16 protein-coding genes and 1 pseudogene are annotated in these 20307 nt (G+C 42.2%); 15 read left to right on the top strand and 2 right to left on the bottom strand.

From position 1 onward, the window contains the following. The first annotated feature begins 22 nt into the window (after nt 1–22). The 6 genes from HMPREF9625_RS00545 to HMPREF9625_RS00570 all read left to right on the top strand — a co-directional run bounded on the left by HMPREF9625_RS00545 (nt 23) and on the right by HMPREF9625_RS00570 (nt 8557). Nucleotides 23–580 (top strand): RNHCP domain-containing protein, encoded by a 558-nt coding sequence (locus HMPREF9625_RS00545; protein WP_009535232.1) that lies wholly within the window; start codon nt 23–25, stop codon nt 578–580. Between the two features lie 55 nt (nt 581–635). Then, complete coding sequence (locus HMPREF9625_RS00550) at nt 636–2021, top strand: 6-phosphofructokinase (protein ID WP_009535231.1); 1386 nt, start codon at nt 636–638, stop codon at nt 2019–2021. Between the two features lie 82 nt (nt 2022–2103). Continuing rightward, complete coding sequence (gene cls / locus HMPREF9625_RS00555; protein ID WP_009538344.1) at nt 2104–3660, top strand: cardiolipin synthase; 1557 nt, start codon at nt 2104–2106, stop codon at nt 3658–3660. Nucleotides 3661–3817: 157 nt separating this feature from the next. Further along, entirely contained in the window at nt 3818–5626 is a 1809-nt protein-coding gene (locus tag HMPREF9625_RS00560; protein WP_009535229.1) for a zinc ribbon domain-containing protein, read from the top strand. Continuing rightward, entirely contained in the window at nt 5627–6256 is a 630-nt protein-coding gene (locus HMPREF9625_RS00565) for an ABC transporter ATP-binding protein (protein ID WP_009535228.1), read from the top strand. Further along, complete coding sequence (locus tag HMPREF9625_RS00570) at nt 6257–8557, top strand: ABC transporter permease (protein WP_009535227.1); 2301 nt, start codon at nt 6257–6259, stop codon at nt 8555–8557. 77 nt (nt 8558–8634) lie between these two features. Here the strand turns inward: HMPREF9625_RS00570 and HMPREF9625_RS00575 are convergent, their stop codons facing one another. Both HMPREF9625_RS00575 and HMPREF9625_RS00580 read right to left on the bottom strand, forming a co-directional pair. Then, complete coding sequence (locus HMPREF9625_RS00575; RefSeq protein WP_009535226.1) at nt 8635–9405, bottom strand: type III pantothenate kinase; 771 nt, start codon at nt 9403–9405, stop codon at nt 8635–8637. A gap of 9 nt (nt 9406–9414) precedes the next feature. After that, nucleotides 9415–10005: an ECF transporter S component gene (locus HMPREF9625_RS00580; RefSeq protein WP_009535225.1), complete on the bottom strand. Its 591-nt coding sequence runs from the start codon at nt 10003–10005 to the stop codon at nt 9415–9417. Nucleotides 10006–10233: 228 nt separating this feature from the next. On the opposite strand from HMPREF9625_RS00580, the gene HMPREF9625_RS00585 reads away from it, so the two are divergent. From HMPREF9625_RS00585 to HMPREF9625_RS00625, 9 genes and pseudogenes are all read left to right on the top strand, one after another. Continuing rightward, nucleotides 10234–10551: a hypothetical protein gene (locus HMPREF9625_RS00585; RefSeq protein WP_009538355.1), complete on the top strand. Its 318-nt coding sequence runs from the start codon at nt 10234–10236 to the stop codon at nt 10549–10551. Continuing rightward, nucleotides 10548–12173 carry a response regulator gene (locus tag HMPREF9625_RS00590; protein WP_009535223.1) on the top strand — a complete coding sequence of 542 codons (1626 nt, stop codon included), beginning with the start codon at nt 10548–10550 and terminating at the stop codon, nt 12171–12173. The genes HMPREF9625_RS00585 and HMPREF9625_RS00590 overlap by 4 nt, the downstream gene beginning before the upstream one ends. Further along, a complete protein-coding gene (locus HMPREF9625_RS00595) occupies nt 12173–14140 on the top strand; it encodes a cache domain-containing sensor histidine kinase (RefSeq protein WP_009535222.1) in 1968 nt (655 codons plus the stop codon). The genes HMPREF9625_RS00590 and HMPREF9625_RS00595 overlap by 1 nt, the downstream gene beginning before the upstream one ends. After that, nucleotides 14137–15108: a substrate-binding domain-containing protein gene (locus HMPREF9625_RS00600; protein WP_009535221.1), complete on the top strand. Its 972-nt coding sequence runs from the start codon at nt 14137–14139 to the stop codon at nt 15106–15108. The genes HMPREF9625_RS00595 and HMPREF9625_RS00600 overlap by 4 nt, the downstream gene beginning before the upstream one ends. 159 nt (nt 15109–15267) lie before the next feature. Further along, a pseudogene (locus tag HMPREF9625_RS00605) lies at nt 15268–16202 on the top strand (galactose ABC transporter substrate-binding protein). Between the two features lie 157 nt (nt 16203–16359). Continuing rightward, nucleotides 16360–17913, top strand: a complete 1554-nt coding sequence (locus HMPREF9625_RS00610; RefSeq protein WP_051019845.1) for a BCCT family transporter — start codon at nt 16360–16362, stop codon at nt 17911–17913. Beyond that, nucleotides 17914–18570 (top strand): YesL family protein, encoded by a 657-nt coding sequence (locus HMPREF9625_RS00615; protein ID WP_009535218.1) that lies wholly within the window; start codon nt 17914–17916, stop codon nt 18568–18570. 219 nt (nt 18571–18789) lie between these two features. Continuing rightward, nucleotides 18790–19569, top strand: a complete 780-nt coding sequence (locus HMPREF9625_RS00620; RefSeq protein WP_009535217.1) for a DUF6553 family protein — start codon at nt 18790–18792, stop codon at nt 19567–19569. 19 nt (nt 19570–19588) lie between these two features. Next, on the top strand, nt 19589–20251 hold the full coding sequence (locus HMPREF9625_RS00625) for an HAD family hydrolase (protein WP_009535216.1): 663 nt from the start codon (nt 19589–19591) through the stop codon (nt 20249–20251). Nucleotides 20252–20307: the final 56 nt, after the last annotated feature.

Consider the following 20307-nt stretch of genomic DNA (forward strand, 5'->3'; position numbering starts at 1 on the left):
GATAAAAAGGGAAGAACTGAAGATGAAAAACGGAGATATGTCGGTAAAAAAGAAGGCAAAAAGACCTGTATTGCAAGTCGAAAAACTTGAACAACTTACATCGGAAAAGACGTGGCAAGCAGGGAAGAAACAAGAACAGCGAAAAAAGGAAGATGCACATAGAGAAGATACGAATAGAGAAAATGCGAATCGCAGTAGAAGTGAGATGAATCAAGCGGACTACCGTACAGAGGCTTGTTTGGAAAGCTTTGTATGTGCGCATTGCGGAAAGGAGATTCATCCGGAAGGCGCAGGTTCAAATCATAGAAACCACTGTCCCTACTGCCTTTACAGTCTTCATGTAGATGAGACGGCGGGAGACCGGAAAGCTGCCTGTCACGGAAAAATGGAACCCATTGCCGTTGTTTCCAGAGAGGATGGAGACTGGAGTATACTTCATCAATGTAAGCTTTGCGGGAAGTTAAATCTGAATCGGGCCTTGGCAGATGACAATCCGATTCTTCTTACCAGCCTTGCGGTGAAGCCTTTGGCATCGCCTCCTTTCCCCTTGGGATATTTGGAGCAGTATTTAAAAGAGTAAGTAAGAGTGATGGTAGGCATGTAGTGCTGAAGAAAAAAAGATAGAAAGTGAAAACATGAAGAAGAATTTATTGGTGGCACAGTCGGGGGGGCCGACAGCGGTAATTAATGCAAGTCTTTCCGGAGTGATTAAGGAAGCTTTGGAACGGGAGGAAATTGGAGAAGTATATGGCGCAAAGTATGGCGTAGAAGGTGTATTTCGGGAGGATTTCATAAACCTTAGGGATACTGTTTTAGAGAAAAAGAGAAGTATCTTCCCGGTGGAAAGTATGGATATAACCAACTTATCTCCGCTTGCGGAGGAAATCTGCCAAGAAGAAAGAGATGCGGAGATGACTCCGGACCGTATGCAATCTCTTGCATTTTTTTCTCGACTCGCCACAACTCCGGCCTCGGCTCTGGGGTCTTGCAGGAGAAAATTACAGAATCCCGAGGAAGATCCCGGAGATTTTGATACAATATTTCATATTTTTAAAAAATGGAATATAGGCTACTTTCTTTACATCGGCGGAAATGATTCCATGGATACGGCTTGGAAGCTTTCTCTTTATTTTCAAAATAAGGGGGAAGATATCCGTGTTATCGGGGTTCCGAAGACCATCGACAATGATTTATACGGTATAGATCACTGCCCGGGCTATGCGTCTTCGATAAAATATATCAGCTCCTGTCTTTTGGAACTGGAACAGGAATGCATGGCTTACGATAAGAATTATGTCATGATTGTAGAAATGATGGGAAGAAATGCTGGTTGGCTTACAGCGGCAGCTGCTCTTTCCGAAGAACGAGGCAGTATTCCTTACTTGATTTATGTGGAGGAAAATACATTTTCAAAAGAGAAGTTCTTGCAAGATGTAAATGAAATGCTGGAGAAACATCCCCAAATCATGGTGGCGGTTTCCGAAGGGGTAAAGGACGAAGAAGGTCGTTTTCTTTATTCTTATGAGAAAGAAGAAGGGGAAAAGGACGCCTTCGGTCATACTATAGCCGGAGGTACCGGAGCGGTATTGGAAGGCTTTTTGCAGGAGGCAGCCGATTCGGAAGAAGGAAAATACACTGTTATAAAAGAAAAGAACATTAAAACCCGTGCAATTGAGTTTAATTTACTGCAACGCTGTGCAAGCCACTGCCTTTCCAAGACGGACGTATTGGAGGCCTTTTCCTTAGGAAAGAAGGCGGTTGAACTTGCTCTTTCCGGAGAAAGCGGAAAAATGGTGAGTTTGGAGCGGATAAATGGAATGAGAGGGGAATATAAGGTGAACTTTCTTTCCGTACCTTTGTCGTTCGTTGCCAACAAGGAGAAAAAACTGCCTAAAGAGTGGATTTCCGAAAATGGACATAGCTTGGAGGGAGAGTGCTTGGATTACCTTCGCCCTTTAATCCGGGGAGAGTGCAGTGCAGAGTATATAGACGGACTTCCGGCATACATCCGGCTGTTTTAAAGAGCTTAATATCTCTCATAGGCTTAATTTTATATTGCTATAGTATAAGGTAAGGGTCGATTGATTATAGGAGGGCGTATATATGCCAAAAAAAACCAAGGCAGTTCATAGAGAAGACCAGAAAAACAGTGTGGGAAGATTACTGTTTGTGGTATTTGCTGTCTTATTACAGATTTTTTGGTTTTACCTTGTGATTGTTCGGCTGACGGAGAATTATATTTTTATTGCGACAGGCCTTCGGATTTTATCTGTACTGGCTATATTTTATATCATCGGAAAACACACAAATGCCTCCATTAAACTGACTTGGGTAGTATTCATTATGGCGATGCCGATTCTGGGTTGGATTCTTTATGCTTTGGTCTACGGCTCCAATTTTTCCCGCACGATGAAGAAACGCTTTGATGTAGCCGACAGTATGCTTTTTCCTTACCTGGATGACAGCCATACGGTTTTGAAGCATTTAAAAAAGGAAAATCCCCGAATCGGGAACCAGTTTTCCATGCTGGAGAATCTGGCAGGATTTCCTGTGTATAGAAATACGGAAGTGGTTTTCTATAAGGAAGCAAGTCTTGGATTTGAAGCGCAGATGGAAGCACTTCGCGGAGCCCGAAAATTTATTTTCATGGAATACCATGCCATAGAGGACAGGGAGTCCTTCAGAGAGATAAAGGCGGTTCTTTTGGAAAAAGCAAAGGAAGGTGTGGAAATCAGGCTTTTTTATGATGATGTCGGGTCAATTGGGTTCATCAATCCTCGCTTTTTAAGAGAATTGGAAGAAGGGGGAATCCGTTGCAGGATTTTCAATCCTATTGTTCCTGTTGTCAATCTGTTTATGAATAATCGAGACCATCGAAAAATTACGGTAGTGGATGGACAGATTGGTTTTACGGGAGGCTATAATCTTGCAGATGAATACTTCAATATCCGTTCTCCTTATGGATATTGGAAGGATACGGGAATCCGACTTCGCGGAGAAGGTGTGGGAACATTGACGCTGCTTTTTTTGGAAATGTGGCACGCTATGGATGACAGTCCGGTAAGGGGGCTCTATAACTACCTTCCAAGATATTGGGAGAAGTTTAGCGAAGAAGGCTATTGTGCGCCGTATGGAGATACTCCGATAGATGATCTTCCTCTTGGAGAAGATGTCTATTTAAATATGATTCACTCTGCTAAAGAGTCTATCTTCATTACGACGCCTTACTTGATTATTACGGATGAAATGAGCAGGGCACTTTGTAATGCGGCAAAATGTGGAGTGGATGTACGGATTGTCTTACCGGGAATTCCGGATAAGAAAATGATTTTTGCCGTGAGTCGTTCTTACTATGCCCAGCTTCTTCGGGCGGGGGTTCGTATCTATGAATATACCCCGGGCTTTATTCACTCGAAGCAGGTTCTTGTTGATCATCGATTGGCAGCAGTGGGAACCATTAACTTTGATTATCGCTCTTTGTACCATCATTTTGAAAATGGGGTGTTGATTTATGAAAGCCCTTGTATTGCTGATATCGCGGACGATTTTTATGAGGTTTTTCGAACTTCAACGGAAATTGCAGCGGATTGGGGTAGGAAAAGAAGTATTTTAAAGAGAGTTATGCAGGGATTTTTACGCTTTATTGCGCCTCTACTATAAAAGGCCTGAGTTTTAGTAGAAGACGTGGAAAGACTAATCTTCCATTTTTCTTTGCTTTCTCATCATTAAATTATTCATAAAATTGAAAAGAAATACGGATTATGCTATGTTAATATAGCTAAGAAAAAACAAATTATCGACAAGATAGGGGGGAATCATGAAAATATGTCCTAATTGCGGTCAGGAAGCACAGGAACAGGATTTGTTCTGTACGAATTGCGGAGAAAAACTGGATAACGCTTTAAACATTGCTACTGCTCCTGAAGCTCCTGCGGCTCCTGAAGCTACTGAAACTGCCAAAACTGCAGAAGCTACCGAAACTGCCAAAACTGCAGAAGCTACCGAAACTGCCAAAACTGCAGAAGCTGCCAAAACTGCAGAAGCTGCCAAAACTGTTGAAGCTGCCAAAACTGTTGAAGTTACTGAAGTGGCTAAAGAGGAAAGGGCTGAGGAGCCGGTAAAAAACACGGCTGATTTTGCAAGATATACAGTTGAAGAGAAGACGGGAAAAGGCGGTGTTCCCAAGGTTTTTATCGGAATCGTGGCAGCGGTTGTTCTTCTGCTTGTCGGTATCTTTGCCTTTGGAAAGAACCTGCTTTTCAGCGGTTTGGGTTCCAGTGCGGAAGACCGATTTTTAAAATACCAGTCCGAATACTTTAACGGAAAGATTAAGTCCATGGAAGAACTGGGCTTTATCAATCAGGAAACCAAAGAAATGACCATGGTTTTGACCGGAGAAGTCGACGGAAGAGAGGAAATCAATAAATATCTTGAGGATTCTTCTTTGACCTTGAAAGCAAAGACAGATCCGGATAAGGGAAGTATGCAGATGAGCATGGGGATGCAGCTTATGGGAAGTGACATCCTGGATGCCTATGCAGAATATATGGATGGAGTAGTCGGCTTTGCCCTTCCTGCGATTGACGAGCATTTTTATAAGGGAGACTATAAGACTGTTATTAAAAATCTGACAGGGGAAGAAGTAGAAGAAGCTCCTGACTTAAAGAAGACGAAAGAGAATCAAAAGACTTTAGAAAAGCTCCTTAAAAAGTATGGTGCGCTCTATGCTACACTCATCACAAAGGACAATCTTAAGGTGGAAAAGCAGGAAGTAAGCTTGGACGGACTCGGACAGAAATTCAAGGGAGAAGTTTATACCTTTACTCCGAAGGCAGAAGAGGTAAAGGCTTTTCTGGAGAAGCTTGCAGACACGGTGGAGAAAGACAAAGACTTGGAAGAGCTGCTTGAACAGGGAAACTATGGAAGTCAGATAAATGATGCAATGGGACTGGGAAGCTCACTTCCTGCAAAAGAGCAGTTGCAAGAGTTTGCACAGAAAATCAGAGAGGCTGCGGAAGATAGTGGACAGGAAATTGAAGACGCGAACTTTACTTGGATCATTGCTGTAGAGGGAAAGAAGCTCCGTCAAATCAAGATTAGCAGCAATCAATATGTTTGCAGCTTAGAAATAGCAAAAGACGGAGATAAGACTATCGAGCAGCTGAATTTAAAGGGTGGAGAGGGAGAAACTTTCTATCTGAAGAACGAGTATGCTTTAAAGGGTAAAACTTTAAATGGAAGTATTTCCGGAGGAAATGGAATCTTCAATATTACCGGTTTAGAGTATGCTATTGAAACAGGAAAGAAGTCTATCCTGATGCCTTACGGAACCTATACTGTAAAAGATCCGACAGGAATGGGCGGACAGGCAATTCTGACGGTAAAAGACGGTGAAAAGAACAGTAGTGACCATGAGCTTGTTCTTAGCGGACTGGAAGCGTATTCCATGGGACTTAGTGGAGTTAAGCTGAACCTGAATACCTCCGATAAAGCGGATATTACCCTGCCTAAGGGTGAGGTAGTGGATGTCAGCAATTACTCTGAAGATGATTTCTATGAGCTTGGAGAGAAATTTGCACAAGGTTTCCAACGCATCTATATGAATCTTTTGGGGGTAACAGAATAGATGGAAGAGTGGATTTGCACGGTTAATGACCTGGGATTTCACTACAAAAGAGGAGGGAGAGCAGTATTGAAAGGGCTCTCCCTTTCTTTGCATAAGGGAGAAATACTGGGGATACGAGGAGAGAACGGTGCAGGGAAAAGTACGCTTTTAAAGGCTATTGCAGGGATATTGCCCTATGATAAGGGAGAGGTTTTGATTCCGAAGGAGATCAAGAAAAATCTGTCCTATCTTCCGCAGGATTTGTCTCTTTATGAAAGCCTTTCCGCCTTGGAAAATTTATATTTTTACGGGAAAATACTGGGACTTCCTGCCAAAGTGATTTTTACAAGAGCACACTGGCTTTTAAAGGAGCTCGGCTTGGAGGATAAAGAAAGAGAACGTGTTTCTGCACTTTCAGGGGGGATGAAGAGGCGAGTACACTTGGCATCCGCCTTAATGAGAAGACCGGATATCCTTCTTTTAGATGAGCCAACAGTAGGCTGTGATAACGAGTCTTATGATAAAATTCTTGCTTTACTTCGAAAAATGAAGGCGCAGGGTACAGCGATGCTGCTGATTAGTCATGGAAGAGGAGAGCTGGAAGAAATGGCTGACCGAATAGTGTACTTGGAAGAGGGAAGGATTGTGTAAATGAATGGCTTTTTTGCAGCCTTAAAAAAGGACTTCAGCTTATTTTTCAGAAAAGGGGGACTATTTTCCCTTCTTTTTCCATTACTTCTGCTTCCTTTGTTTCTTGCCTTTTTTCAGGGGGGCTCCGGACAGATACTGTCCTTTCCCGTTTCCATAATTGATGAAGATGAAACACTGATGTCCAAGACACTCATTCGTCAAATGGAAGAGGTAGAACTTTTTTCAGAGGTTCATAAAATCAGCAGGGAAGAGATTTCTGCAGAACTGGAGAAGGGAAGTGTAGGAATTCTACGGATTCCCAAAGACTTTTTTTATACTGCTTATCGATTTCAAGGAGAACCGGTAGAACTCATTCTCAATGAGAAGCGTCCGACGGAAGCGGCTATTTTGGAGTCAGTTTTTACTTCTGTCATGCAAATCATGGAAAAGGAGCAGGAGACGAGTCTTGCTGTTTTCCATACGGCTTATGGAGAAACACTTTCCGCAAAGCAAGAGGAAGTCCTTTATGAGAAGGCCTCGGAAAGGCTTCTTTCAGCCGTTTTAAAGAGACAACTCATCTTTCAGGATGAGGAGATAAAAGCCAATTTGGAGCTTGCACTTCTTATGCGCATTTTTTCCGCATTGCTTTTCCTCTTTCTTTCTTTTGTGAGTTTATCCGTGATTTCCGCAGTTCCGGAAGAAGAAAAAAAGGGAATTGTTGCACGGTTTCGTCAGATGAGAGGAAAGGGATTTTATCTCTCTAAATTCCTTGTTTTACTCTTCCTGTCTCTGGTTTTTTTGGCCCTTTCTTTATTGCTTTTGCATGGGACGCTCTCTCTTTCTTCGGAGAGTCTTCTTTGGTTTTCGATTTATTACTTGTTTTCCTTACTTAGCTTTTATTTCTTCTTTTGGGGAATATTCACAGTGATTCGGGATGAGAGACTCGGAAAAAATTTAAGTATTTGCGTGATTTTCTTAATCCTCTTGTTCAGCGGAAGACTGTTTAGCGCAGGGAAAATTCCATTTTCTATTGCACAATTTTCTCCTGTCAGTATTACGGCACTAATCTTGGAAGGCCTAAGGAGGGGATATCGAGGAAAGGCTTTGCTTTCTTTTGCGTACCCGCTATCTGTTCCGGCATGTATCGGAGTTATGCTTCTATTACTCGAAAAACTCTTCGATAAGAAGAATTCCCTCGGACAAAAAGAGAAAAAGACTTCCTTGGCTGGGAGTGCATATTTGCAAAGTCGTAGCGAGAGCCTTATTATGCGATATCTTCCCTTTCCGCTATGGAGAGGCTTTACTCTGATAGGGAGAACGGCCGGATTCGTGCTTTTTCTTGCCTTTTGCCTCCTTCTTGGAAAATATGCGGAGGATAAGCAGGAAGAACGCTTACAAATTTATCTTGTGAATCAAGATCAGGGAGAATGGAGTAAGGAGCTGCTCCGAGATCTGGAAGAGGAAAAGAGTATTCAAATCACGGTGATTTCCGGAGAGGAAAAAGCGGAGAAGCTTTTGTATGGGGATAAAGAAGGGGTTCTCAGTATCCTTGAGGGATACAGTGATGATAGGGAGGGAAAGGGACTCTTGCTTTATGAGAGCAGCAGCTCTTCTCTTTCGGAAATGGCTGTTCGAGAGATTGTGGCAGCCCTTGTTGCCGGGGAAAAGATAGAAAGAACTGCCGGGACTTACCTCTCCTCTCTTTTAGGAAAAGAGCTTAGTCCGGAAGAAGAACGAATTCTCAAAGAAAATGAAGTCAACTACAAAAGAAAAACACCTCTCTATATCGTAGAGCAGAAAAATGGACGCTCAAAAGAAGAGCTGTTTTCTCCCAAAAGAGAGGCAATCTATGCGTTTCTTTTATATTTCTTCCTCTTTTCCCTTGCTGCAGTAATGGGGGAGAGTGAAGAGAAGAGGGTGAGTAGCAGGATAAACAGTATAAGGCGCGGAAAACTACGCTATCTTGGGGGATATTTCCTGTTCTTCCTCTTTATCAGTCTTTGCTTTTATATTGCCCTTAAGCTCTCTTTTAGTCTATATGCAATGCTGTCCGTCTTTTCCTACACACTTTTTCTCTTCGGTTTTTCTCGTCTTCTATCGACAAGATTCCTTGGAGAAGGGGCGGAAACGGGTCTCAGCTTAAACCTTGGACTCTTTTTCAGCCTGATTGGCGGGGCATTTATGGATTTTTCCGCCCTAAGCGGATGGCTACAGTACCTTCCTTGGTTCTCTCCTATAGGACTTTTTTTAAAGGGGACGGAAGGAGATATTTTTGCACCGGGAATCTTACTCGTTCTTGGAATACTTTGTGTGCTTCCATGAAACTGCTTGATTAAGCTCCATGAAACTACTTAATTTAACTTTGTAAAACTGTTTACTTTAGTTTCTTCGCCTCTTTTTTAGTCTCTGGAATCCTTCCAGATTTCCCATAAGCCCTTTAAGAGGAGATTCTCATCCACGATGATTTTGTGCTTGCAGTAGGGACAGATGAGGTGCGAGAGTCCGCCCGTGGCGATGAGACTCGCGTCTTCCTTTAATTCCTGCAGGAAATGTTCTATGATGCCGTCCAAGGATCCTGCAGTACCGTAAATGATGCCTGAACGCATCGCATCCACGGTATTTAAGGAAATGAGCTTTCTTGCCGGTGCTACATCAATGGAAGGAAGTAGGGAGGTCTCTTTTGCCAGAGCGTTCATAGAGATTCCTACACCGGGGAGAATGACACCTCCCGTAAAGACTCCTTCTTTATCCACTACGGTAAGCGTTGTCGCAGTTCCCATATCGATGATGATTGCCGGAAGCGGATAGAGCTTCTTGGCACCTACAGCGGAAACAATCAGGTCCGGTCCGACTTCCTCTGAGGAGGATGAGGAAAAAGAAAGGGAAGAAACATTTTCTTTATTGACGATAAGGCAGTCTTCAATATGCAGAATCTTTGCCGCCTCTCGAAAGGAACCGGTGAGCTCGGGAACAACGGAAGAGATGATTGCACCCTTGAAGTCAGTAACATGTATTCCTAAAAGAGTGCATATTTCGTCGATATCTGCCGCATATTCATGACTCGTTTTCTTTCGATTACTTTCCATACAGAAAATTTGCACAATCTCTCCATCTTCCTGTATACAGCCGAAGTCTGTATGGGTATTTCCGCAATCAATGGCTAGAATCATTCTTCCCTCCTATATATTTTCAATTTCATCCTTTGTGAATCGAACTCCTGCAAGAATGCGTAGAATAACAGGGACAAGCAAGAGATTAAGTAGAAGCTCCGCTAAAAAGTTTACTCCCAAGATACTGAAGAGGATAAATTGCATCACAGCTTCTTCTCCATTTGCCCAAAGGACAAGGGTATCCCGGAAGAATACGACCAAGCCCAAAATAAAGATACCGGTGTTTACGAGAGGAGCAACGGCGGCAGAGAGATATACAGTGGATTTTCGTTTGGCAAAAAGCCCTGCAAGGTACCCTGCGGCGGTGCTTTTCACAAGACAAAGAAGAAGAGTTATTATCGGTCTTTGGCTAAAGAGGACAAAGCCCCCTGCGTCATTTCCGGAAATGACGGAAAAGCAGACCGTCAGACCGAATACCGCACCTAAAAAGGCAGCACTTAGAGGACCGTAGAGTACTGCGCCCAAAATGATGGGTACCAAGGTAAAGGTAATATTAAAGGGTCCGAACTTAACACTGCCCAACACAAGTTGTAAGCTTAGAACAACGGCGGTGAGAATGGCAGTTCCGACGAGTTTACGGACAAAGAGAGAATTTTTCATAAAAACCCCTTACAAAACAAGAAAAATAATACAACAAGAAAATACTACATGGCAGTATGGGAACTGTCAATCGAAAGAAAAATGACTTGAATTATTTATATATTACAGTCGGCTGTCTCTTGCATTGGTGTACGCTATTTTGTAAAATGGGGCAAGTGTATGCATTCCTTTTAATAGGAATTCAAGAGGATTTATCTATAGAAGAAGTTTGAGTGGGGTGTCGAGGATATGATGGAAAAAATTTTGCAGGAAATGGGACTTCCCCTGCTGTTTACGGTATTGCTCTTATATTATGCGGTAAAGTTATTGGTTTTTGAGGATGTGGACAGTATTCGTCCAAAGGGGCGTCCTCCTGTTAAAGATAAGAAGGGATATGGCAGGGAAGCGGGAATCATTGTTCTTGCATTTGCAGCCATCTCTTTGTTGGCATCCTTAGCGATGTTGATTCACCCGTTTTTGGGTATTTCTTTAATTCTTCTCAGTATTATTCTCATCAGCATACAGTTTAAACGTATAGAGGAAAAGTATAGTGGAGATGGGAAATGAAGGAATATTCCGTACTTTTGGTAGATGATGAAGAAGATGTTGTAGAAGCCATCATACAAAAGATTGACTGGGAGGGCATGGGCTACTCCCTTTTGGGCTATGCTAAGAATGGCTTGGAAGCCTTGGAGATTGCAGAGGAAAAGCAAGTTGATGTGGTACTCACGGATATTAAGATGCCGTATATGGACGGACTTACTCTTTCTCATAAACTAAAGGAGTTATATCCCTCCGTAAAGATTATTATTTTTTCCGGCTTTGATGAATTCGAGTATGCTAAGGAAGCGATTCGTCTGGAAGCGGAAGAGTATATGCTAAAGCCGGTGGACAGTGTAGAGCTTTCTCGCATTTTCAAAAAAGTGCATGAACGCTTGGATGAAGAGTTTGACGAAAAGCAAAATATCAATCGTTTAAAAAACTATTACATGGAAAGTTTGCCCATTTTACAGGAAAGCTTTTATACTTCTTTGATAGAAGGAAATGTAAGACAGGAAGATATGGAACGAACTATGTTGGATTACCAGATTACCCTGCCCGGAAAGCTTTACTGTGTGGTAGTGCTGCATAATTCCATCAGTCTTTCACCGGAGGGCATTAACCCGGTGCTTATCAGTATGTCTATTCGGAAGCTTGCGGAAGAGAGACTCAGTAAAAATTGGAAGGCCTGTTTCTTTACCTATTTAGGAAATACGGTCGTGATTACCCAGATGGATAAGGAAGAAGACAGTTATCGCCTCACGGATGAGATGGAAACACTTTGTCGGATGGCAAAGCACGTCTGCAATGCTACGATTACGGCAGGTATCGGAAAGACGGTCGCATCTTTAATGGATTTGCCTCTATCCTATATGGGAGCAAGAGATGCTGTAGCCTATCGTGTGATATACGGAAGGGGTAAAGCCATTGCCGTTTCCGATATCAATCCGGAGGAAAAGGAAAATCGTTCTTTAAATAGGGAACTTTTAGATGAAGAACGACTTTTGGATATTTACAGAAGTATCCGCATGGCTTCTAAGGAAGAGCTGTTTAAGGATATTGACCTCTATATCAAAAATAGCAGCCTGGACAATCCTTCTCTTCAGGAATACCAGTTTTTCCTCATGGATCTGGTAACCAATATTCATAAGTTTCTCTTGTCCAATCAGCTGGATGCGGGAATTATTTTTCCGAAAGAGGAAGATGTATATCAGAAGGTTCAGCAGTTTAATCTTTCGGAGCTTTCCGATTGGATGAAACGAATCTGTGAGAAAATTCAAGTTGTAATCCAGGAAAAGCGAAGCGATAAGACCAAGTCGTTTGTAAAGAAGGCAGTGGAGCATGTACACAGCCATTATATGGATAAGGATCTTTCCGTAGAGGCACTTTCCTTTGCACTTCATGTTTCCGCAGCTTATTTTTCCACGGTTTTTAAGAGAGAGACGGGAAAGAGCTTTATCAATTATTTGACGGATTACAGGATGGAAAAGGCACTTCGCCTTTTGGTTGAAGAGGAGGAGAAAACCTATATCATAGCGGAATCGGTGGGATATTCCGACCCCAACTATTTCAGCTATGCATTCAAGAAGAAGTTTGGGATGTCTCCCTCTAAGTACAAGACCAGCGGTATGAAAAACGAGGCAAAATAATGCACAATCAGGAAAGAATTATCTCCAAGGAAGGAGAAAAGAGAATAGATTCCAAGAAGGCCTCCCTTAAGGAAATTTTCTTTCAAAAGGGGTATTTTTTTCCTCTTTCCATGGAGTCGCCCTTTCGCTCTTTCCACAATATGATTCTTCTAAGCTTTATGCTTCTTTCCGTCATCATTATCCTGTTTTTGTCCTCGGTTTTATATCTGCAATTTTCTTCCCGTTTAAAGCGTGAGCGGGAGACGCAGGCGGAACAGCTCTTAAAGCAGGGTGCAAATCAACTGGAGGAATATCTGGTGAGTATGCGCCGGATTTCCGATGCGATGTATTATAATGTGATTAAGGTTCCGGATCTGAATATGTCGGAACTCAATGAAGAAATGAACCTCTTATACGAGGCCCATAAGGATAATCTTGTTTCTGTTGCCATTTTTTCTTCGCAAGGAAAGCTGATTTCGGCAGTTCCGATATCTGCAGAGAAGAAAAATAGAAAGGTAGTGGAGCAGGATTTTTTTTCTACGGCCGTACAGCAGGTGGAAAATCTGCATTTTTCCCTTCCCCATGTGCAGAATCTTTTTGATGATCCTTCCTTTCGTACGCACTGGGTTATTTCTTTGAGCCGTGTAGTGGACTTGAATAGAGACGGAGTAAGTAACAATGCCGTACTTTTGGTAGATATGAATTACGATACCATAGAGCGAATGATGGAAAAACTGAATGGAGATGATGATTCTCGTTATTTTTATCTTTGTGATAAGAAGGGTAAGCTGATATATCATCCTCGTATGCGGGAAATCCTTCGAAAGTCTTTTCAGGAAAATACGGAAGATGTTGCAGAATGGGAAGACGGACTCCACTATATAAAGAAAGACGGAAGAAAAGAAACCGTTATTTTGGATACTATAGGCTATACGGGCTGGAAAATGGTTTCCGTTTTGGAGGAAAAGAATCCTGTTTTCACTCCGGGCGGAACGCTTTACTATGTGTTTATGCTGATATCCTTAACGCTTCTGATTTCTCTTTTCTTTAATCAGTTGCTTTCTCTTCGACTTTCTTATCCGATTCGTAAGCTGAATGAAGATTTGGAAAATATGGGAGACAGAGAGCGCTTTATAGAGGAAATCTCCAACTATGGCAGTACCGAAATCATTCATTTGGGACAGACACTTGTGCAATCCTTCCGAAAAATTGATGAGTTGACGGAGGAAAAAATCCAGCAGCAGGAAGAAAAGCGGCAGACGGAGATGGATGCGTTGCAATCCCAGATTAACCCGCATTTCCTTTATAATACATTAGAATCCGTAGTATGGATGATTGAAAGCGGAAAGAAGGAAGACGCCGTGTTTATGGTAACGCAATTGGCAAGCTTTTTCCGCATCTCGCTCTCCGGAGGGAAAAATATTATTCCTCTTTCACAGGAGATTCAGCATGCCAAGAATTATATGAACATACAAAAAATCCGCTTTAAGAATAAATTCGCCGTACATTTTGACGTGCAGGAGGAAGTGCTGGATTGCCTTACCGTAAAGCTGATTTTACAGCCGATACTGGAAAATGCCATCTACCATGGTATGGAGGGAATGGATGGAGACGGAGAAATTGATGTTCGGGGAAAAATCATTCAGGAAAATTCCCTGCCGGTAATTCTTTTATCCGTAGAGGACAACGGATTCGGTATGCCTGTAGAGAAGGCGGAATCCTTTTTGGATAATGAAGTAGAGCCATCCAGTTTTTCCGACCGGAAAAAGAGAGGATCAGGCGTCGGTTTAATCAATGTACACAAGAGAATTCAGCTTCGTTTCGGATCCCGATACGGACTGAAGATTATCAGTGCACCGGACGAGGGAACTACGGTTCAACTTCGACTTCCTCCGATTGAGTATAGCGAGGAGACACAAAAGAGCATGGAACATGGAAATATGCATAGCAGTAGCAGTGGATTTCATGGGGGAGGTAGAAACTCATGAAAGAGAATCGAATCTTTACTGTAGGAGTTGGAATTGTAGCCATAATGCTTTTTGCCCTTTCTTTGGGAAGACTGCTGGGAGAAAATGCGCCTCAAAAGTATAAAATCTCCATTGTGGTGGATCGCAGCAGTTCTGCCGGCTGGGATAAATTCCGAAAGGGACTGAATGCCGCATCAAAGAAATACAATATCGAATATAATTTTGTAACTACCGGTCGTTTCCTTTCCATTCAGCAGGAATATTTGAGTCTGTCCAGAGAAATCAAAAACGGAGCGGACGGAATCATTACGGAGCTTCGTGCTACGGAGGGAACCGGAGTTTTGCTTAACGAATTGGGGAAAAGCACGAAGCTGGAACTGGTAGACTGCGAGAAGGAGGTGACGGACCCTACCGTCTCCATTTCCTCCATAGGTGTGGATGAGGAAGCTTTGGGAGAGGCACTTGGAAAAGAGGTCCTGCAATCCAACCTGCAGAATCAAAGACTAAGGATAGGAATTCTTGCAGGAAACCAGAACAAGGGAAATATGCAAAAACGTTTGGATGCCCTTAAGAAGGTTCTGGAAGAAAGTGAGAAGGAAATTGTCTGGATTATGGAGGACAAGGGACAGCCGCGAAAAGACCTGGAGGTGGCAAATCATAAGCGAAGTGTAGACATTATCATCGCTTTGGATAATGATAGCCTGGAAATTGCGACAAGGTATCTTCGGGATACGGGAAGACAGTTTGTAGAGCTTTACGGAGTAGGGGATTCGGATGAGCTCATTTACAGCTTGGATGTAGGTATGATTCGAAGCCTTATTGTGATTGACCAGTATCAGATGGCATATTCTGCGGTGGTGAATCTCTGGCAGCGCCTCTCCAACAGTAGAAATACACCGGGAGATCAGTCAGTAGACTTCTATGTGGTTCGGGCGGATAATATGTATGCAGACGGAATGGAACGAATTCTCTTTCCTACCGGACAATAAGGAGCTTTTATGAGGAAGAAAACGAGAATACTCCTTTTCCTTTTTTTCGCCATGCTGCTTTTCATTTCATGCAGGAAAAAGGAAGAACTGAGAGAAAAGAAAAAAATAAAAATAGGCATCAGTCTTTATGACAGTTACGACACCTTTATCAGTGATTATATGAAAGCTTTTGACGGAGAAGTGGCAGAGAAACGTTCGAAGGGATATGAAGTGAGCGTTTCCCGTTATAATGCAGCCAGAAGTCAGGCCTTACAGAATGAACAGGTTGAAGAAATGCTGCAAAATTCCTGTGATGTGCTCTGTGTTAACTTGGTGGACCGAACGGCTCCGTCGGAAATCATTGATATGGCAAAAAAGAAAATATACCGGTGATATTTTTTAATCGAGAGCTGGTGGAAGAAGATCTCTCTCAATGGAACCGTCTTTACTATGTCGGCGCGGATGCAAAGCAGTCCGGTGTCTTACAAGGGGAATTGATTGCAAAAGATGTTTTGGAAGATGGAGAGGGGGAAAATGGGGCTGTTACTTTGTCTCCTGAAGTGGATAAAAATCAAGACGGAAAGATTCAATACATTATTTTTGAGGGAGAACCCGGACATCAGGATGCTATTATGCGTACAGAGTATGCTACCGGAACTCTAATGAAGGAATCGATTCCTCTTGAAAGACTCGGATACGGCATTGCAAACTGGAATAGAGCGGAGGCACAAAGCAAAATGATGCAGCTTTATTCCGAATTTCAGGATCGCATTGAGCTGATTATTTCCAACAATGACGATATGGCTTTAGGGGTGATTGACGCCTATGATAAAATTGCGGTATCTAAGGACAATCGACCGTTTATTTATGGAATTGACGGGACAAAGGTGGGATTAAGGGCAGTGGAAAAAGGAAATCTTCGCGCCACGGTATATAATGATGGTCGGGGACAGGCAAAAGCACTCTTTCAACTGGCTTTTCAGCTTGCTTCCGGGGAAGAAACAAAAGGAGAAGACAGCGGAATTCGAAAAATCATTCGACTACCTTATTCGAAGGTGACGAAAGAAAATTGTGCAGAATTTTTGGAAGAAGAGGAAAGGGATTCTAAACAGTAAAAAAGAACGGTAGAGAGAAACTTTCTAAAAATATGGAAAATCCGCAGAGTGGAAAGAATAACAAAAATCTGTGGAACTTGAACTATGAATCATCTGAAAAAAGGAGGAGAAGATGGAAGCTTGGGAAAAGAAAGTCGGACAGGAAACAGTAGAGGAAATGAAACGGGATACAAAGACGGCAGGAAGAGGAGAGGGGCAAAAAAACAGGATAGACTATGGAATCAGTGGCATTCCCTTTATTGCCATTGTGCTTTTGTGCTTTTTCTTTTTTATCTTTCCGGAAAACTCCAATCGTATTTTAAGCGGAATTCGTAATTTTTTAGGTACGGAATTTGCGGTGTATTACCTTGGTTTGGGATTGTTTATCTTTCTGCTTTCTTTGTATATTTCCTTTTCTTCCTATGGAGATATCGTACTCGGAGAACCGCATGAAAAGCCGAAATATTCCTTCTTTACTTGGGGCAGTATGATGTTTACAGCCGGTCTTGCGGCAGATATTATGTTTTATTCCTTTTGCGAATGGATTCTTTATGTGCAGGAGCCATATGTACAGAGTTTAGGAAGAAAAGAAGAATGGGCAACAGCATATACTCTATTTCACTGGGGTCTGATTCCTTGGGGCTTTTACTTGGTTCTTGCGGCAGCCTTCGGCTTCATGCTTCATGTTCGTAAGCGGAGTAAACAGCGCTATTCCGAGGCGTGCAGACCGATTTTAAAAGGAAAGACGGACGGCATTGTGGGAAGAGGAATTGATATTTTGGCAGTATTTGCCCTTTTGGCCGGCACTGCAACTACTTTCTCCGTTGCGACACCGCTTATGGCGGAAATAATGAAAAAAGTTTTGCCGGGCGTTTCCACAAGAGACCTGACCCTGTTGATTCTGGTGCTAACGTGCGCAGTGTATACCTTCTCCTTGCTAAAGGGAATGATGGGAATTTCTTTCCTGGCAAAGGCCTGTACTTGGCTATTCTACTCACTTCTACTCTATATTTTTTTTGCAGGTGGAGCGGGAAACTTTATTTTAAAGCATGCTTTTCTTGCTTTGGGGAAAATGGTGGAGCATTTCCCGACTATGGCAACTTATACGGATCCCATGGGAGAAAATCATTTTCCGGAAAACTGGACTATTTTTTACTGGGCATACTGGATGGTATGGTGTGTTGCCGCTCCCTTCTTTATAGGAAGTATCAGCAAAGGACGTACAATAAGACAGACGATTCTTGGAGGCTATGGCTTTGGAGTGGGCAGTACCTTTGTCAGTTTCCTCGTTTTGGGAAATTACAGCTTGTCCTTGGAAGTCTTTCATAAGCTTCCTGTAGTGCAGATTTATGAGAGCAGTCAGTCTCTTTACGAGACAATTGTAAAATGTCTTGAGGTTTTACCGCTTGCTCCGCTTGTTTTGCTTCTTTTGCTGCTTACCATGTTTGCCTTTTATGCGACCTCCTTTGACTCTATCGCCTTGGTAGCTTCGCAATACAGCTATAAAAGCCTTGCGGAAGGGGAGGAACCCGGGAAAAAAGTGCAGGGCTTTTGGGCTATTCTTTTGATTCTTCTCCCATTAGCACTGGTTTTTTCAGAGAGTTCTATGGTAAACTTACAATCCGTCTCCATCATTGCCGCGTTCCCAATTGGCTTTGTCATTTTGCTGATCAGCTTCAGCTTTCTGAAGGATGCAAAAAAATATATGGAGGAACAGAAAGGAACGGAGTAGATGTTTCAAGGTTTTTTTAATTATGACAATGATATATGGCGCTTTGTGGGAAGACTTGCCGATATCATGGTTTTAAACTTGCTGTGGATTCTCTTTTCCCTCCCCATAGTAACATTCGGAATTTCCACAACGGCACTGTATTATTGCACATTAAAAATAGTAAAGGACGAAGATGACGGTAATATAAGAATGTTTCTACGTTCTTTTAAAAAGAACTGGAAAGAGGGCTTGATTATCTGGCTGATTTTGCTTCCGATTTTATTGATCCTTATATTGGATCATCGATTTTTTTCCGCTGTATTTATGAATAACACTCTTCTTCGCTTTGTTTTAAGGGGAGTTACGGATGCATTAATACTCTTATGGCTCTTTGTTTTTTTATATGTGTGGCCATTGCTTTCCCGTTTTGAAAATACTTGGCAAAAGACCATGGTCCACGCTCTTCTTATGTCGATTCGCCATCTGCCGTTTACCCTTGGGATGCTCGCGCTGGACATTTTATCGGTGGTTCTTGTATATTTTTTGATTCGCTTTATGCCTATCTTTGTTCCGGTATTTTTTATTTTGGGATTTCCATTGTTAGCATGGATGAACTCCGTATTTTTTAGAAAAATATTTATGCAGTACGAGAAAAGGAAGAAAGAAAATACCCCATAAAAGGGAGGAGGCAGGAGCAACCGTGAGGATGCTCCTGCCGAGTATTATGAAAAAAATCTATTAAATGAATAACGTTTATCTCGTTATCTGGAAGTAAGTATAAAAAAGAAGCATGAATAAACTATGTTTATGCTGTAAACAATGTGATAACAAAATATGAATGAACCATGAACCAAAGAAAGGGAAAACGATGAGAATTCCCTGAAAAGGAGTATAGGGATGTTGTATAAAGAAGAAATGATAGAAGAAAAGGATCCTTTTTCAGATTGGCCGAGGGCATTTTATGAGGAAAGAGACCCGAAAAAAAGAGAAGCCCTTGTATTGGAAAAAATAAAAAGCCTGGAGCGAGAGGAGAAAAATGCGGAAAATACTTTAGAGGAAAAGCGAATCGAAGAATACAGGCTTTTGCTCCTTCGAAATAGGCATCCTCTCCTCGAAGAGAAAAGGGAAGAAAGCGGTGGATTTTTCAGAAATGATAATCCTTGTTTGGATAAGTATATGTTTGCTTGGATGAGCATCTTAATTAGTGGACGTACAGGTATTTACTTTTGGAACAAAAAGTCGAAAAAGAAAGAACTGAAGGAATTACTGGAGATCTTTGATTTTCCGGAAGAAAAAAAGCGATATGAGAATCAAATAGAGCAGAAAGAGGAAGTAAAGTATACCGGAGAAACGGATCGAAATGCGCAGACCACGGAGAAGGAGAGCTTGCAGGATTTTTGCAAGGTGGCGGAGTGGAAAGCTTTTGCCTCCTTTTGGATAGAAACCTGTGTAGAGGATAAGAGTTATTCCTCTACGGTTTTCGGACTGCTTCGGATGAAGGATGAATCTTTGGCAAAGAAAATGGCACAGGACATTGCCGATGCCTTATATTTCATTCCGAGGTCTTTGGAGCTTTTGGAAGTGGCGGAACCGCTTAGAAAGGTATTGGTAGACTGCTATTGCAAGAGCATTTTCCAAGGGGAAAAGTACTGGAAAGAAATTGTTGGAGAAGAGTAGGGAGGGAAAGAGAAAGAGAATGAGTATAGAGGCAGTGATTTTTGATGTGGACGGTACAATATGGGATGCTGTACAAGAGGTGGCAGAGTCTTGGACGGAGGCATTTTCCCGTTTTCCGGAGACAAAGGATAAGGTAGTCCATGCCTCTGATCTGGAAAGCTATATGGGGCTTACTATGGAGCAGATTGGAGAGGGACTTCTTCCGGATTTATCCAAAGAAAAGCGGGAAGAAATTATGTGTTATGCCATGGACTATGAAAATGTCTATCTGGCAGAGCATCCGGGAAAGTTTTATCCTGATTTTTTTACCTGCCTTAAGAACTTACAGGAGAATGGAAAAAAACTGTATATTGTTTCAAACTGTCAGTCCGGTTATATAGAGGCAATGCTTAGTGCAGCTAAGCTATCTTTGGGAGCGGGAAAGGACATTCAGGATATAGAGTGCTTTGGAAATACCGGAAAATCCAAGGCGGAAAATATCTCTTTGCTTATGGAACGAAATAAGCTTTCTAAGGAAAAAACCGTTTACCTAGGGGATACGGAACTGGATAGAGAATCATCAGAAAAGGCCGGGATTGCCTTTATCTTTGCCGGCTACGGCTTTGGAAGTCCGAAACAGTATGCAGCTAAGATTCAAGGTTTATCCGAACTTCCGAAACTCTTGAAAGAGTTCAAGGGATAGAGGTCTTAAGAACTTATTTTCTTGCACTTTTTCTTAAAAGGCACTATAATCATGGG

Origin of the sequence: Oribacterium parvum ACB1 (genome assembly GCF_000238055.2) — a bacterium.
Lineage (GTDB): Bacteria > Bacillota > Clostridia > Lachnospirales > Lachnospiraceae > Oribacterium > Oribacterium parvum.

What these genes read in the sequence shown, in the direction of transcription:
- HMPREF9625_RS00595 (WP_009535222.1), top strand. Translation starts at nt 12,173, where the DNA reads ATGCACAATCAGGAAAGAATTATCTCCAAGGAAGGAGAAAAGAGAATA.
- HMPREF9625_RS00620 (WP_009535217.1), top strand. Translation starts at nt 18,790, where the DNA reads ATGTTGTATAAAGAAGAAATGATAGAAGAAAAGGATCCTTTTTCAGAT.
- HMPREF9625_RS00575 (WP_009535226.1), bottom strand. Translation starts at nt 9,405, where the DNA reads ATGATTCTAGCCATTGATTGCGGAAATACCCATACAGACTTCGGCTGT.
- HMPREF9625_RS00590 (WP_009535223.1), top strand. Translation starts at nt 10,548, where the DNA reads ATGAAGGAATATTCCGTACTTTTGGTAGATGATGAAGAAGATGTTGTA.
- HMPREF9625_RS00600 (WP_009535221.1), top strand. Translation starts at nt 14,137, where the DNA reads ATGAAAGAGAATCGAATCTTTACTGTAGGAGTTGGAATTGTAGCCATA.
- HMPREF9625_RS00550 (WP_009535231.1), top strand. Translation starts at nt 636, where the DNA reads ATGAAGAAGAATTTATTGGTGGCACAGTCGGGGGGGCCGACAGCGGTA.
- HMPREF9625_RS00585 (WP_009538355.1), top strand. Translation starts at nt 10,234, where the DNA reads ATGATGGAAAAAATTTTGCAGGAAATGGGACTTCCCCTGCTGTTTACG.
- HMPREF9625_RS00625 (WP_009535216.1), top strand. Translation starts at nt 19,589, where the DNA reads ATGAGTATAGAGGCAGTGATTTTTGATGTGGACGGTACAATATGGGAT.
- HMPREF9625_RS00570 (WP_009535227.1), top strand. Translation starts at nt 6,257, where the DNA reads ATGAATGGCTTTTTTGCAGCCTTAAAAAAGGACTTCAGCTTATTTTTC.
- HMPREF9625_RS00560 (WP_009535229.1), top strand. Translation starts at nt 3,818, where the DNA reads ATGAAAATATGTCCTAATTGCGGTCAGGAAGCACAGGAACAGGATTTG.
- HMPREF9625_RS00565 (WP_009535228.1), top strand. Translation starts at nt 5,627, where the DNA reads ATGGAAGAGTGGATTTGCACGGTTAATGACCTGGGATTTCACTACAAA.
- HMPREF9625_RS00610 (WP_051019845.1), top strand. Translation starts at nt 16,360, where the DNA reads ATGAAACGGGATACAAAGACGGCAGGAAGAGGAGAGGGGCAAAAAAAC.
- HMPREF9625_RS00545 (WP_009535232.1), top strand. Translation starts at nt 23, where the DNA reads ATGAAAAACGGAGATATGTCGGTAAAAAAGAAGGCAAAAAGACCTGTA.
- HMPREF9625_RS00580 (WP_009535225.1), bottom strand. Translation starts at nt 10,005, where the DNA reads ATGAAAAATTCTCTCTTTGTCCGTAAACTCGTCGGAACTGCCATTCTC.
- cls (WP_009538344.1), top strand. Translation starts at nt 2,104, where the DNA reads ATGCCAAAAAAAACCAAGGCAGTTCATAGAGAAGACCAGAAAAACAGT.
- HMPREF9625_RS00615 (WP_009535218.1), top strand. Translation starts at nt 17,914, where the DNA reads ATGTTTCAAGGTTTTTTTAATTATGACAATGATATATGGCGCTTTGTG.